17 protein-coding genes are annotated in these 13,222 nt (G+C 69.6%); 10 read left to right on the top strand and 7 right to left on the bottom strand.

Annotation, left to right across the window (positions count from 1 at the left end; genetic code table 11):
- Positions 1 to 180: 180 nt before the first annotated feature.
- Together NO345_RS01105 and NO345_RS01110 are read right to left on the bottom strand one after the other, a co-directional pair.
- Positions 181 to 1,383: an HD domain-containing protein gene (locus tag NO345_RS01105; RefSeq protein WP_256295883.1), complete on the bottom strand. Its 1,203-nt coding sequence runs from the start codon at positions 1,381 to 1,383 to the stop codon at positions 181 to 183.
- Between the two features lie 80 nt (positions 1,384 to 1,463).
- On the bottom strand, positions 1,464 to 2,483 hold the full coding sequence (locus tag NO345_RS01110; protein WP_256295884.1) for a hypothetical protein: 1,020 nt from the start codon (positions 2,481 to 2,483) through the stop codon (positions 1,464 to 1,466).
- Between the two features lie 60 nt (positions 2,484 to 2,543).
- Here NO345_RS01110 and NO345_RS01115 point away from each other — a divergent pair, with 60 nt between their 5' ends.
- The 7 genes from NO345_RS01115 (at position 2,544) to NO345_RS01145 (ending at position 8,801) form a co-directional block, all read left to right on the top strand.
- Entirely contained in the window at positions 2,544 to 3,314 is a 771-nt protein-coding gene (locus NO345_RS01115) for an alpha/beta fold hydrolase (protein WP_256295885.1), read from the top strand.
- Between the two features lie 442 nt (positions 3,315 to 3,756).
- Positions 3,757 to 4,464 carry a type 1 glutamine amidotransferase gene (locus tag NO345_RS01120; RefSeq protein ID WP_256295886.1) on the top strand — a complete coding sequence of 236 codons (708 nt, stop codon included), beginning with the start codon at positions 3,757 to 3,759 and terminating at the stop codon, positions 4,462 to 4,464.
- A gap of 83 nt (positions 4,465 to 4,547) precedes the next feature.
- On the top strand, positions 4,548 to 5,369 hold the full coding sequence (locus tag NO345_RS01125; protein WP_256295887.1) for a DUF8054 domain-containing protein: 822 nt from the start codon (positions 4,548 to 4,550) through the stop codon (positions 5,367 to 5,369).
- 133 nt (positions 5,370 to 5,502) lie between these two features.
- Positions 5,503 to 6,666, top strand: a complete 1,164-nt coding sequence (locus NO345_RS01130; RefSeq protein ID WP_256295888.1) for an acyl-CoA dehydrogenase family protein — start codon at positions 5,503 to 5,505, stop codon at positions 6,664 to 6,666.
- A gap of 151 nt (positions 6,667 to 6,817) precedes the next feature.
- Positions 6,818 to 6,955, top strand: a complete 138-nt coding sequence (locus NO345_RS01135) for a hypothetical protein (RefSeq protein ID WP_256295889.1) — start codon at positions 6,818 to 6,820, stop codon at positions 6,953 to 6,955.
- A gap of 118 nt (positions 6,956 to 7,073) precedes the next feature.
- Positions 7,074 to 7,829 (top strand): HAD family hydrolase, encoded by a 756-nt coding sequence (locus tag NO345_RS01140; RefSeq protein ID WP_256295890.1) that lies wholly within the window; start codon positions 7,074 to 7,076, stop codon positions 7,827 to 7,829.
- A 42-nt stretch (positions 7,830 to 7,871) separates the two neighbouring features.
- Complete coding sequence (locus NO345_RS01145) at positions 7,872 to 8,801, top strand: hypothetical protein (protein WP_256295891.1); 930 nt, start codon at positions 7,872 to 7,874, stop codon at positions 8,799 to 8,801.
- A gap of 61 nt (positions 8,802 to 8,862) precedes the next feature.
- Here NO345_RS01145 and NO345_RS01150 read toward each other — a convergent pair whose 3' ends face one another.
- Both NO345_RS01150 and NO345_RS01155 read right to left on the bottom strand, forming a co-directional pair.
- Positions 8,863 to 9,240: a thiol-disulfide oxidoreductase DCC family protein gene (locus NO345_RS01150; protein WP_256295892.1), complete on the bottom strand. Its 378-nt coding sequence runs from the start codon at positions 9,238 to 9,240 to the stop codon at positions 8,863 to 8,865.
- A 39-nt stretch (positions 9,241 to 9,279) separates the two neighbouring features.
- Positions 9,280 to 9,747 (bottom strand): cupin domain-containing protein, encoded by a 468-nt coding sequence (locus NO345_RS01155; protein ID WP_256295893.1) that lies wholly within the window; start codon positions 9,745 to 9,747, stop codon positions 9,280 to 9,282.
- 78 nt (positions 9,748 to 9,825) lie between these two features.
- On the opposite strand from NO345_RS01155, the gene NO345_RS01160 reads away from it, so the two are divergent.
- Complete coding sequence (locus tag NO345_RS01160; protein ID WP_256295894.1) at positions 9,826 to 10,146, top strand: tRNA-binding protein; 321 nt, start codon at positions 9,826 to 9,828, stop codon at positions 10,144 to 10,146.
- Between the two features lie 51 nt (positions 10,147 to 10,197).
- Complete coding sequence (locus NO345_RS01165) at positions 10,198 to 10,521, top strand: 4Fe-4S dicluster domain-containing protein (RefSeq protein WP_256295895.1); 324 nt, start codon at positions 10,198 to 10,200, stop codon at positions 10,519 to 10,521.
- 35 nt (positions 10,522 to 10,556) lie between these two features.
- On the opposite strand, the gene NO345_RS01170 is transcribed toward NO345_RS01165, so the two are convergent.
- Positions 10,557 to 10,718, bottom strand: coding sequence for a DUF6757 family protein (locus tag NO345_RS01170; RefSeq protein ID WP_256295896.1), 162 nt, complete (start codon positions 10,716 to 10,718; stop codon positions 10,557 to 10,559).
- 87 nt (positions 10,719 to 10,805) lie between these two features.
- The gene (locus NO345_RS01175) at positions 10,806 to 11,588 is read right to left on the bottom strand and encodes a PHP domain-containing protein (RefSeq protein WP_256295897.1); all 783 of its coding nucleotides are present in this window, start codon (positions 11,586 to 11,588) and stop codon (positions 10,806 to 10,808) included.
- Positions 11,589 to 11,723: 135 nt separating this feature from the next.
- Between NO345_RS01175 and NO345_RS01180 the strand changes: the two genes are divergently transcribed.
- Positions 11,724 to 12,014 carry a DUF5789 family protein gene (locus tag NO345_RS01180; protein WP_256295898.1) on the top strand — a complete coding sequence of 97 codons (291 nt, stop codon included), beginning with the start codon at positions 11,724 to 11,726 and terminating at the stop codon, positions 12,012 to 12,014.
- Positions 12,015 to 12,062: 48 nt separating this feature from the next.
- Here NO345_RS01180 and NO345_RS01185 read toward each other — a convergent pair whose 3' ends face one another.
- Positions 12,063 to 13,070, bottom strand: coding sequence for a DUF5784 family protein (locus tag NO345_RS01185; RefSeq protein ID WP_256295899.1), 1,008 nt, complete (start codon positions 13,068 to 13,070; stop codon positions 12,063 to 12,065).
- Positions 13,071 to 13,222: the final 152 nt, after the last annotated feature.

The following is a 13,222-nucleotide window of genomic DNA, read 5'->3' on the forward strand; positions in this document are numbered from 1 at the left end:
CACACAGAAGCAGCTACCGACGGTCGGTTCCACGCCACCAAAAGGATATGATAGTGGCGTATCCCAGTCCCCACTCGGTCCCGGCCGAGCAGGGCATCGATCAGGAGGCAACGACTGATCCGATCTGGGGGGTCGTAACCCCGTGTACGATTCCGATACGCACCACCGTAAACGTATTGGCTAAACGAAGGCTTCCCGGTCGCCGGAGGGGCGGGTTCCCGAGGCGGGCAGGTCGAGCGCTTCGAGGGCCGCGTCGCGGACTGGCTCGACGTACTCCTCGGGGGTGTAGACGCCGAGCCGCCACTGGACGGTGTTGGCGGCCTGGAGGCCCTGGACCAGCGGCGAGGCGTCCTGCAGTCGGCGGACCTCGCCGTTGACGACGACGCGGGTGGAGGACTCTGGCATGGCGGGGCGGCCCGGCACGTCCACCAGGACGGCGCGCTCGGGGACGCCGGCCGCCTCGGCGATGGCCCGCTCGGTCTCCCGCTCGTCCTCGTGGCTCGAATCGACGATGCGGTCCGGCACGTCGTCGAGTTCGGCCCAGACGGCGCGCTTGTAGAGGTCGCGCTCGGCCAGGCGGGCGGCGGCCTCGGCGGTTGGCTCGTGGTCGCGCAGCGCGGCGACCAGCTCGTCGTCGGTCATCCGGGCGAAGCGCTCGGCGTCGAGGCCGGTGCCGTCGAGCAGGCGCTCGCAGGCGCTCTCGAGCATCTCGCCGGCGATGCGGGGGACGTGGTGGCGGTAGACGGTCGCGTTCATCAGCGCCCGGGCGACGAGCATCGACTCGGCGGTCGCGAGGTTCCCCTCGGCGAGCGCGAGGTCGCCGTCGATGAAGGTGAGCGAACGGAGGAGGCGCGCCTGGTCGATGGTGCCGTAGGGCACGCCGGAGTGGTGGGCGTCGCGGACGAGGTAGTCCATGCGGTCGACGTCGAGCTCGCCGGAGACCAGCTGGCCGAGTTCGCCCTGCCCGTCGATGAGGTCGGCGACGACCGTCGTCGAGAGACCGTGCGACTCGAGCACGTCGGCGAGCTCGCTGCCGGCGAGCAGCTCGTGCACCTCGTCGTGGTGGCGGCCGAGGCGGCGCTCGATGATGCCCTCGGTCTGGTGACCGTACGGGCCGTGGCCCACGTCGTGGAGGACGGCGGCGGCCTGGACCGCCTCGGCTCGCCCGCCGTCGACGTCGAGGTGGCGGCAGGCGCGCCGGGCGAGGTGGTAGACGCCCAGCGAGTGCTCGAACCGGGTGTGGTTCGCGGAGGGGTAGACGAGCCGCACCGTGGAGAGCTGCTTGATGTGGCGGAGTCGCTGCATCGCCGCCGTGTCGAGCAGGTCGGCGACGACGCCCGACACCTCGATGTAGTCGTGGACGCTGTCCTTGATCGCGTGCATTGTCGATACCTCGCAGTGGCGTGGCAAAAGAAGCCCGGAACGGTCAGGCGGGGGGTATCGCCAGGGGGCCCGCGGGTGGGTCAGCCCGAGGGCGTCGTGGTCGGAGCAGCCGTCGTTCCGTTGGTCGTGGTGTCGCCCCCGTCCTCGCCCTCCGTCGTCGTGTGGTAGGGCTCCGTGGTCGGGACGTCGTGGTTGAGGGCGTCGACGGTCGAGAGGTACGTCGTCCCCTCGTAGCGAAGGACGTAGGACAGCTCCCCGACCGACCTGTCGACGTGGTCGTTGGAATGGATGCGTTCGATCAGCGCCGCGAAGGCGTCAGATGCCTCCCCCTCCTCGACATACCTCTCCTCGTCGATGGCCGTCGCGACCATCTCGCGCTGCTCCTCTGAGAGGTCGGTCCGGTCGAGCGTGAAGACGTGCTCGTCGACGACGCGGTCGGCGTACGTCTCGATATCGGGTGCGACCGGTTCGAGTTCGTAGCGGAAGCGGCCGTTATCGTCGACGTACCGTCCGTTGTACTCGACCCGGAACGTCCGGCCCTCGTACCTGACGGCGTCGTACTCCTGCTCCGGGACGAAGACCGACTCGGCGTCGTCCGGGTAGACGAGGCGTGGGTACGAACTCTCGGCGCTCCCGGCCCTGGACAGGTGCTCGGGGTGGGCGTCGTCGAACATCTCCCGGTCGGCCGGCGGGAGGTCGCCGTACGAGACGACCCTCGCGTCCTCGTCGAGCTCGACGGTCGTGTTGTCCCCACGACCGATGTATGTCACCTCGAACGTCTGCAGCGTTCGGGACTCGACGGCGACGCGGACGGTCCGGACAGCGAAGACCTGGCCGTCGTACCGTACGGCCTCCCCGTCGTCGAGCAGGGGTCTGGACTCGTCCGTAGCGGTCTCCACGTACGAACCGTTCTCGTGGGCGAGTCGGACGGCGGACGATTCCTGACTGTCGAGGTCGTCGGCGGTGGTCACGAGCAGTTCGCCGAGGTCGGCCTCGCGGAGGGGCGTCAGCTGGAGTTCGACCCGTGGCGGACCGTGACAACCTGCGAGGGCGACGGGGAGGGCGGCACCGGCCGCGGCGAGGAACTGACGACGTCGCATCACGTCGTATCGTCGTCACCATCCGTGAATACTTTCCGGTGGCGACCGCTCCGCACAGCTATGCCGACGACGACGCGCGACGGGACGACGCTGCAGTACCGGACCGACGGCGAGGGGGAGACGGTGGCGTTCGTCCCCGACATCGGCGTCGGGCCGTGGTTCTGGGGCTGGCAGCACGCCGGTCTCGCCGGGCCGTTCGAGACGCTGACGTGGGCGATGCGCGGGACCGACGGTTCGGACCCGCCGGCCGGTCCACTCTCGGTGGCGACACTGGCGAACGACCTCGACGCCGTGCTCGCCGACCACGGGGCCGACTCGGTCCACCTCGTCGGCAGCGGCCTCGGGGCGATGGTCGCGCTGCAGTACGCCCGCAACTCGGGCCGGGTGCGGAAGCTCGCCCTGCTCGCCGGCGCGGCCACCGGCGACGCCTACGACCCGGGCCCGCTGTTCGCCGACCCGGACGACCCCGCCGCCTGCCGGGAGACGCTCTCGACGGCGCTCTCGGCCGAGTTCCGGGCCGCACAGCCCGACGTGCTCGACGGTATCGCGGAGTGGCGCACGGGCGAGGACGCGGACCGGGAGCCGTGGGAGCACCAGCGCGCCGCACTCGACGGCTTCGACGCCGGGCCGCTGTACGAGATAGACCACCCCACGCTAGTCGTCGTACCCGGCGTGGACGAACTGCTCGCCCCCGGGGCGGGCCGACGACTCGCCGAGGAGCTCCCGCGCGGGGAGGCGGTCGCGTACCCCGACGCCGGCCACTTCGTCGGCATCGAGCGGTCGCGGCCGGTCAACGACGCGCTGCTCGGGTTCTTCGAGCGGGTGGACTGACGGGCGACTGGTCGGGACAAGCGGCCGCGAACGGTGGATGGCGGGAGGAGGAGGGCGGGGTGTGGCAGGGTCGGCGGGGGATCGGCACGGGGGGTGCCCGGACAGCGGTGGAATCCCCGGGGCACGGTGGCTGGCCCGGGAGCGGCGTGTCGTGACAGGTATGGGTGGGGTGCGTTGGGGGTGCGGTTGGTGGACTGTCGTGCGGTGTGGTGGGTGCGGTCTGCGAGCGGTGCGGTCGTGGAGTTCGACGCGTCGCGGGCGACGGCACGGTCCGTCCGTCGTCCCTTGGGGGGTGTTCCGACGCGTCAACCGCAACTGTTGTTTCGGTGTGGCCGCCAGTAGAGGTTCGTCCTACAGAGTTAGGCATCGCGGTGCATCGCCGTCGTCGGCAGGATTCGCCGGGGCACAACGTCCTTTAGGGGTGGTGCCCTGCGTTTCGAGCATGACCCGACTCCGCATCGCGCTGTTGAACGCCGCCCACGACGGGGCGGACACCCGCCGGAACTTCCGGCGAGAGCTGGACACCGACGTGGCCGAGTTCTCCGTCACCGACGGCGAGCTACCCGAGACCTTCGAGTACGACGCCGTGGTCGTCACGGGCTCGCGCTCGTCGGTCTACTGGGACGAACCGTGGATCCGGGCCGCACGCGAGTACGCCCGCGAGGCCGCCGGTCGCGGCCTGCCCTGTCTGGGGGTCTGCTGGGGCCACCAGCTGCTCGCCGAGGCACTCGGCGGCGAGGTCGACGACATGGGCGAGTACGAGATCGGCTACCGCGAGGTCGAGCGCAGCGGCGAGGACCCGCTGCTCGACGGGCTCCCGGACCGCTTCACCGTGTTCACCACGCACTCCGACGCGGTCGTCGACCTTCCCGAGGGGGCTCGGGAGATCGCCACGAACGAGTACGGCACCCACGGCTTCCGGAAGGGCAACGTCTTCGGCGTGCAGTTCCACCCCGAGTACGACCCCGAGACCGCCCGCACCGTCACCGAGGGCAAGGACGAGCTGAGCGACGAGCGCAAGGACCGCGTCGTCGCCGGTATCACCGACGAGAACTACGCGAAGGCGTGCGAGGCGAAGACGCTGTTCGACAACTTCCTGCAGTACGCCACCGCGGTTCGCGAGGAGCGGCCCGCCACGGCGAGCGACTGAGCTCGGCTGGCGCTCGTTCGCCCGCCTGCCGGCAGATATCCGGGAAACGAATATAACCATCGGAGCCGTTCCTGCAAGCAAGTATGAACGTCATCTCCCGCGTCCGAGAGCCGGAGTACACCGGCGAGAACCGGTGCTGGCCCTGTACGACCGTGAACGTCCTCATCGCACTCGTGCTGGCGGGCGTCGTCGACGTCGCCCTCCTGACCGTCGCGAACGCGAGCACCAGCGTCGCCGGCGGGGCCGCCCTCGCCGTCCTCGTCGTCTCCGCGGCGAGCATCTGGCTCCGGGGCTACCTGGTGCCGGGTACGCCGACGCTCACGAAGCGGTACATGCCCGAGTCCGTCCTCAGACTGTTCGGCAAGGAGCCCGAACATCCGATGCCGACGGCCGGCGACACCCGCGAGGTCGACCCCGAGACGTACCTCTCCGACGCCGGTGCCATCGAGCCCTGCGACGACATCGACGACGTCTGCCTCACCGAAGCCTTCGCCGAGCGCTGGGACGACGCACTCGCCGCCATCGAGGAGCCCGGCCCCGAGGACGTCCGGGCCGTCTTCGGCCTCGGCGACGGCGACTACGACCTCGACTTCCGCGCGGAGGCCGTCATCCTCGAACGCGACGGCCAGCGCGCCGGCGAGTGGCCCTCCCGGACCGCGCTCCGGGTCGACATCGCCGGCGGCCACGCCCTCGCAGACTCCGACCGCGACGCCTGGGCCGACCTCGACCCCATCGCCCGGGGCCGCGTGCTCAACGGCCTCCGGGTGTTCCTCGAGGACTGCCCCGACGGCGGCCCCGTCGAGATGAAGGAGGAGACCGTCGAGTCGTGCTGTAACGCCTACGAGGTCGTGGCGTTGACGTGTGCCGACAGCGGCGAGCGCGTGCTCGAACAGCGCGTGACGTGACTGCGAGTTTTTGGTTGTAAGATAGTTGGTTCTGCTGTGGCTTCGGAAGCTCAGTCAGTCGTGACCGGAACAGTCAGACAGGTCTCAGACAACATTTAGGAGTATTTTTCAGCACGTGGCCCCGACCAACTGTATGCTCGACTTCGTCGGCCTCGAATCCGACCTCGACGACGAGGAGCGGCTCATCCGCGACACCGCCCGCGAGTTCGTCGAGGAGCGCGTCAGACCCGACATCGGCGACCACTACGAGGCGGGGACGTTCCCCACCGAGCTCATCACGGAGATGGGCGAGATGGGGTTCTACGCCCCGAACCTGGACGGCTACGACCTGCCGAACGTCTCCGAGACGGCGTACGGCCTCCTCATGCAGGAGCTGGAGGCGTGTGACTCCGGCCTGCGCTCGATGGCCAGCGTGCAGGGCGCGCTCGTCATGTACCCCATCCACGCCTTCGGCAGCGACGAACAGAAGGACGAGTGGCTCCCGCCCATGGGTCGCGGCGAGAAGATCGGCTGCTTCGGCCTCACCGAGCCCGAACACGGCTCGAACCCCTCGGGGATGGAGACCCGCGCCGAGGAAGCCGAGGGCGGCTACGTCCTCAACGGCTCGAAGACCTGGATCACGAACGCGCCCATCGCCGACGTGGCGGTCGTGTGGGCGCGGGACAGGTCCAGCGACGGCAACCCGGTGCGCGGCTTCCTCGTGGAGACCGACCGCGACGGCTTCTCGGTCAACAAGATCACGGAGAAGCTCTCGCTCCGGGCCTCCATCACCGGCGAGTTCGGCCTGAACGACGTGTTCGTGCCCGAGGAGAACGTCCTCCCCGGCGTCGAGGGCATGAAGGGCCCGCTCTCGTGTCTCACGCAGGCCCGCTACGGCATCGCCTGGGGCGCAGTCGGCGCGGCACGCGACTGCTTCGAGGTCGCCCGCGAGTACGCCACCGACCGCGAGCAGTTCGACAAGCCCATCGCGAGCTTCCAGCTCCAGCAGGGGAAGCTCGCCGAGATGGCGACCCAGATCACGACGAGCCAGCTGCTCGCACACCGCCTCGCCGAGCTCAAAGAGCGCGGCGACCTCCGCCCGCAGCACGTCTCGATGGCCAAGCGCAACAACGTCCGGATGGCCCGCGACCAGGCCCGCGTCGCCCGCGAGATGCTCGGCGGCAACGGCATCACGTCGGACTACTCACCGATGCGCCACATGGCCAACATGGAGACGGTGTACACCTACGAGGGAACCCACGACATCCACACGCTCATCCTCGGGCAGGATTTGACGGGTATCGCCGCCTTCGAGTAGGGAGGTTCTGAGTGGAGCGAAGAACCTTCGAATCGCGAACGGCGAGCGCCAGCGAGGAACCGCCGAAGTACGAGCGGGGTGCGCTAGCGACCCGCGAGCAACTGACGGCCCTCGGCACCAAACCTACCTGTCCGGCCCGCGAAGCACGACCATGGCCTCGACACTCGGCTGGTCGCTGCTGAGCTCCGGGATCGTGACCCTCGTGCTCGCCGCGCTTCCCGGCGACGACGTGCTCTGGGGTGTCCTGCTCGTGGTCCTCGGACTCGTCGTGATGGGTCGGCGGCTGTGAGGGCGGGACCGAAACGCTGAATTCGGCGCGCCGACGAGTCGGTATCGTTCTCAGCAGGCAACAGCCGTGGCTGGGCCACGCTGTCGCCGGCCGCCGCACGTCACGCGGCGGAGCAACGATGACAGGCGAAATCCGAGACGACGGAGCCGAATCGACAGCAACGGGACCGACGAACGACATCGACGCGGTGCTGTTCGACCTCGACGACACGCTGACGACGTACGAGCAGGACGGGGGCGAGATTCTGCCCGAGGCGTTCGACCGGGCGGGCGTCGAGCCGTTCTGCACCTACGCCGACCTCGAGGCGGTCGCGAGCGAGCAGGCGTTCCCACCGGACCGGACCCACACCGACTTCTGGACTTCCGCGTTCGAGCGCGCCGCGGACCGGAACGGCGGCGACCCCCGCGACGCCCGGGCGCTGTACGAGGCGTTCGGCGCGGTGCTCGCCCGCGACCGGGTCGAGTTCCGCCCCGGTGCGGAGACGGCACTTCGGGTGGCTCGGGCGGACTACCGCATCGGGCTCGTCACGAACGGCGAACGGGAGCTGCAGACGGCCAAGCTCGAAAACCTGGGCATCGCGGACGCCTTCGAGAGCGAAGTCTACGTCGACGAGGTGAGCGAACCGAAGCCCGCCACCGAACCGTTCGAGACGGCCCTCACGGCCCTCGGCGTCGACCCGGACCGGGCGCTCCACGTCGGGGACTCCTTCCACCACGACGTTCGCGGGGCGGCGCGGGCGGGGCTCCAGGTCGCGTGGTGCCCGACCGACGGGACGACGCCGAGTGAGGTCCGGGAGACGGCTCCGGACGGCGGCCGCGTCGAGCCGGACCGGGTGCTGGAGAGCCTGCACGGACTCGCCGACCTGCTCGGCTGAGCCGGACAAAGCACTTACCGACGGACCCGAAACCGGCGGGCGATGCCCTCCCGCAGAGCCCTCCTCCGGACCGGTGCGCTCGGACTGACGGCCGCCCTCGGCGGCTGTCTGTTCGGCGGTGACGCCGACGACGGCGACGACGAGACACCGACCCAAACCCCGACAACCGCCCCGACGACACAGCTCACCGCAGAGCCAGATCCGGTGCAGCGACTCCAGCGCGTCGACCCTCCGGCGGTGCCCGACGATGCGACCGCTGTCCTCGCCAACGAACGCGTGCGGACCCTCGTCAGCGACGCCGCCGCAACCGACGGACGCGTCGACTACCTGCCCGAGGACGGCCCAGTCGAGGAGGACGACCGGCTGGTGTTCGACGCGTTCGACCGCATCCGGTTTCGGGGTGAGACGTACAACCCCACGTCGAGCTACGCCGGGTTCGCACAGGAGGCGACGTACGTGGTCGAGGCGACCGAGACGACGGAGCGCGAGGCGAGCGGCGAGGTCCTCGACTCCGCGAACCTGACCGACGCCGAGCGCGAGATCGCGGACCGGCTGCTGGCAGCGGGGAGCTACACCGCCGGCGGGCACGAGGAGGTCCCCGACGCGTTCCACACGTTCGAGACCGCCGACTACCTCCGGACCGACGACACGGTGTACCGGCTCCAGGGCCTCGTCGGCGACAACATCGGTCACCACATGCTCACGCTCCGAGACGCCGACGCGGGGCCGGACGTGACGGTCGTGACCGTCGCGGACCGCGTGGTTCCGTCCGACCTCCGCGAGCAGGTGCAGGCCGCCGTCTCGACGGGGAACGCCGAGCCGTCCGACGACGAGCTGGAGGGCTTCCGCGCGGTGCTCGGCGACGCCCGGTTCGTCTGCACGGCCCACGCCGTCGTCGAGCTCGTCTCTGGTGCGCCGCGGGACTCACGGCGACATGATAACCGGGGGTCTACCGGCAACTGGTTGCAGTAGCGAAACTGGTCTTCCTACGTCCGTACGTGACTCTCGATGCGTCGACTTTCCCGCTTCCATCTCACCCGCTCCGAGCCGGTGGCTCGCAGCGCCGGAGCCTCCCCAGGTGGTCCCGGTTGTCCGCCAGCGACCGGTACATCGGTTCGCGGATTGCCTCCCGGACGGTTCCGGGGAGGAGCTGGAACGCGGCCATCGGGAGGCGCTCCCAGGAGTCCATCCGGGCGACGACCTCCTCGGCGGCCGCGCCACAGGAGTACGTCTCGTCGCCGACGAACAGGTGCGCACAGGACTCGTAGTCGGCTGGGAGCCGCGCCAGCTGCTCGTCGGTGAGCTCGGAGAACCCGACGAGGGCGAACGGGCCGCGGGCCGCGGCGTACCGGGCGCTCCACGTGCAGAAGCCGCAGTCGTCGTCGTAGACGATGGTCGGCCAGGCGTTCATGCGTGGACGTTGGTGCCGCGCCGACATGAAGGGGGGTCCTCAGGTGAACCGGCCGGTTTCCGCCCCGCAGTCGTCGCAGGTGGTGACGAGCGCGTCGCGGGCGTCCGTGAGCGAGATGGTCTGCTCGGTGCGCTCGCCGCAGTCGTCGCAGTGGCGGACCATGGTGTAGTCGCCGGAGACGCGTGGCGTGCCCATCGCGAGCACGACGGCACGCTCGTCGCCCTCGTTGGTGCCGAGCTGCCACTCGCCGGGAGCGAAGCGGACGACCTCGTTCGATTCGACGGGGACGTCGCCGTCCTCGGTCTCGAACGTGACGCTGCCGGACTGGACGTAGAACACCTCCTCCTGTTCGTCGTGGCTGTGGTAGCCGAAGCCGAGGCTGTCACCGGGGGCGAGCTCGTAGTAGTTCAGCGCGAGGTCGGTCGCCCCGAGCGCGTCGGCCAGGGGCCGTTTCACGTCGGCGGGGCCCATGCGCGAGTCCGCGTCCGCGATGGTCACCTTCTCCATGACCGAGGCGACGGGGGCCGACGGCAAATAGCTGCAGGCTGCGGGAGCTTTAGGTGCTGGCAGTTCGACGGGACGGCCATGAGTGGCCCGTTCGACGTGCGCGTCCGTGTCGCCGAGGTGGTCGACGCCGAGCCGTTCCCCGAGGCGCGAAAGCCCGAGCTCGTGAAGCTCACGCTCGACGTGGGCGACGAGGAGCTGCAGTCGGCCGCCCAGCTCGGCTACCATCACGACGTCGACGACCTTCCCGGCCGGCAGGTGCTCTGTGCGACGAACCTCGGCACGGTGAACATCGCGGGCTACGTCTCCGAGGCGCTGACGGTCGGCGTCCCGGGCGACGACGGCAACCCCGTACTGGTCACGCCCGACGAGGACGTACCGCTTGGCGGGGATCTGTACTGATCTCGACGCCGAGTCGGGTGGCTTTTCCCGTTCGCCCACCGACCGACAGCCATGGCCATCGACCCGAACTTCGACGAGAACCGCGACGTCGTCGACGAGCACGAGGGGCACGCCGTCTGGGGCCCCGTCGACGAGCCGGAGACGCTGGGCATCCACGGCACGCACGTCGCCGTCGACTTCGACATCTGTCTCGCCGACGGCGCGTGTCTGGAGGACTGTCCGGTCGACGTGTTCGAGTGGGTGGATACGCCCGGGCACCCGGAGTCGGAGATCAAGGCCGACCCCGCCAGCGAGGCCCAGTGCATCGACTGCATGCTCTGTGTCGACGTCTGCCCGGTCGACGCGATCGACGTGGACGCGAGCCGGTCGGCCTGACGGCTCGACGCGGCTGAGGGCGGACCGAGAAACAGCTACGTTCGGTCGACGTCGACTTCCTCTTTGAGCTGCTGGAGTTCGTCCGCCTCCGCGAGGTCGTCGAGACGGTCGCGGAAGTGCTCCTCGCACAGCCCGACCTTGATGCCCTTGGATTCGACCGCGAACGCGGCATCCAGGTCGCAGTAGTGGCACTTCATGATGCCTCCTTGGTGGCGCACCCGTTTGAACGCTACGCTCGCGGGCGATACCGGTACGGAACCACACACGGCCGCCCCACGGTCGAGTCAGGCGATACGGGCGGCGATGCGCTCGTACTCCGCCTCGGACAGCCCGGTGATCCCGAGGTCGTCGTCGTGGGCGTCGCTCCCGCCGGTGACGAGCAGGTCGTACTCGTCGACCGCACGCTCGACGAGCGCCGTGTCGACGGCGTGGCCGTAGTCGTAGTACCGCTCGACGGCGGGGAGGTCGGCGCACAGTTCGAGCGCGGCCCCGGGATCTGGGTAGCGGAACGGGTGTGCGAGCGAGACGAGCCCGCAGGCCTCGGTCAGCACCGCGTGACCCTCCTCGAAGGAGGGCACGTCCCGCGGGACGTAGCAGGGACCGTCGTCGCCGATGAGGTGCTCGAACACCTCGCCGTACTCGTACTCCGTGTCGGGGTGGTCGGCGACGGCACGGGCGATGTGCGGGCGGCCGAGCCCGGGGCGGCTCTCCAGCCCGAGGTCGACGTCCAGGCGGTCCTCCACGTTTGCGATGATGGCTGCACCGCGCTGCTCGCGGTCGGTCTGGAGGTGGTCGACGAGCGCGGCCAGGTCGCTGCCCCCGTCCTCGACGCCGTAGCCGAGCAGGTCGACGCGCTGGTCGCCGGCCTCGACGCGGAGCTCGATGCCGTGGACGACCGTGACGCCGTCGCGCTGGACCACCGGCGCGTCGAGGTCCGGGTGGGTCCGGTCGTGGTCCGTGACCGCGACGACGTTGACCCCGGCGCGCTTCGCCGCCGCCGGCACCTCGTCGATGGTCATCGTCCCGTCGGAGTTCGTCGTGTGGACGTGGAGGTCCGCGTACACCATACCCGGCGTTCGACCGCCCGGGGGAAACCCGTTCCGACACGTCGGCTCCCGAACCTTAAGGTGTCCTAGGGACCTGGGTCGGTCGAAGGTCGTTTATGGACAATGTTTATAATTATCTTTCACGGAGGACGTGGTATGTTCCGCAACGGAACGGACGAGCGAATCGAGAACCAGACCTACCCACTGACAGCCGACGAACTCGCCGCGGAGCTCGGCGACGCGGAGCTCGACCTGACCCACGGGTCACAGACTGTCGCGGAGGTTCTCGAGCAGATTCGCTGCGACGAGACGTTCCAGGCCCCGGAGGACGTCCGGTTCACCCTCGTCGGTGGCGTCTCGGAGGACGCCGTCGGCCGGAAGGGCTACTCGGACCGCGACCCGACGCCGCCGGGCAGCCCGGAGGCCCCCGAGACGGTCTCGTTCTGAGTCACGGCAGCTTCCCTGTATCACCGTTCTCACACCAGGTAGCCGTCGCTACAGCAGTGTCATCGCGCTGTCGAGGTACAGCGGTAGGTCGCCCTTCGTGTAGCCCTCCGCGGAGCCGTCCGGCCGGACCCGGTAGACGACGGCGGGCTTGTGGCGGACGTCGGGCTGTTCGCCCTTCACGGTGGCCCACTGCTCGTCGGTGAACCCCGAGCAGTCGACGAACAGGACGACGCCACCGCCGTGGTTCGCGAGCTGGCCGGTCGTCTTCACCTCCGCCGTATCGCGGACCGCCACGACCGGGCTGTTCGTACTCCGGCGGTTCGGCGGCCGGGGTCGCGTGACCTCGACCAGGTAGCTCGTGCCGTCGGGCTCGGTCGCCCGGTAGTCGAGGAAGTGCCCCGTCGTCACCTCGATCTCGGGCGTGATGTCGTAGCCGGCGTCGGTCAGCAGCTTGGCGGCGACGAACTCCGAGATGGCCGCGCACATCCGCCAGTAGTCCAGCGTCTCGCTCGTGCCGAGCTTGCCCGCCATCTCCTCGCGGTAGTCGTCGAGGTAGCCCGGTCTGAGCACGGATTCGAGGTACGACAGGGCCTCGTCGGGGTCGGAATCGGGGAAGCCACACGCCCGCTCGTGGAGGAACTCCCTGGTCGTCTCGCGGCCGTCCTTCGACATCAGCACGGTGAGGAAGTACCAGCGGACGTGCGGGTAGTCGTCGAGCCACGGTGCCTCGACCGCGAGGTCCGCGATCAGCTCGCGCTGGGCCCACCGGGTGACGGGGTAGGGAACGTCGTCCCACTCGTACTTGTCCGTCCGCCAGAGCGTACTCGGGGTCTCGGTGTTGCCGAGCCAGTACGCCACGTCGCCGTCGTAGCAGAACAGCGCCATGTCGCCGTTGTCCATCTCGAAGCGCCACGCCTGCCAGCCGTTCGGCGGTTTGTAGTGCGGCGATACGAGCTCTGCACCGAGGTTCGCGTCGAGGTCCGCCAGCAGGTCCCGGCGAACGCGGTCGTCGTCCCAGCGTTCGTGCGAGCGCCGGAAGCGGAGGGGTCGTGCCACACTGGAGGTTGGTCGGCTTGATTTAAACGGGTTCGGGTAGCGTCGGTCGGGGTCCTGGCCCGTCCACGGTCAGCTGCCCCGGCTCGACACCCCCCCCGTTTCGACTCGACCCCGCTCTCCGCGACCGTTTTCGGCGATAGTTTGATATAGTG

Origin of the sequence: Haloarchaeobius salinus, from assembly GCF_024464185.1 — an archaeon.
Taxonomy (GTDB): Archaea; Halobacteriota; Halobacteria; order Halobacteriales; family Natrialbaceae; genus Haloarchaeobius; species Haloarchaeobius salinus.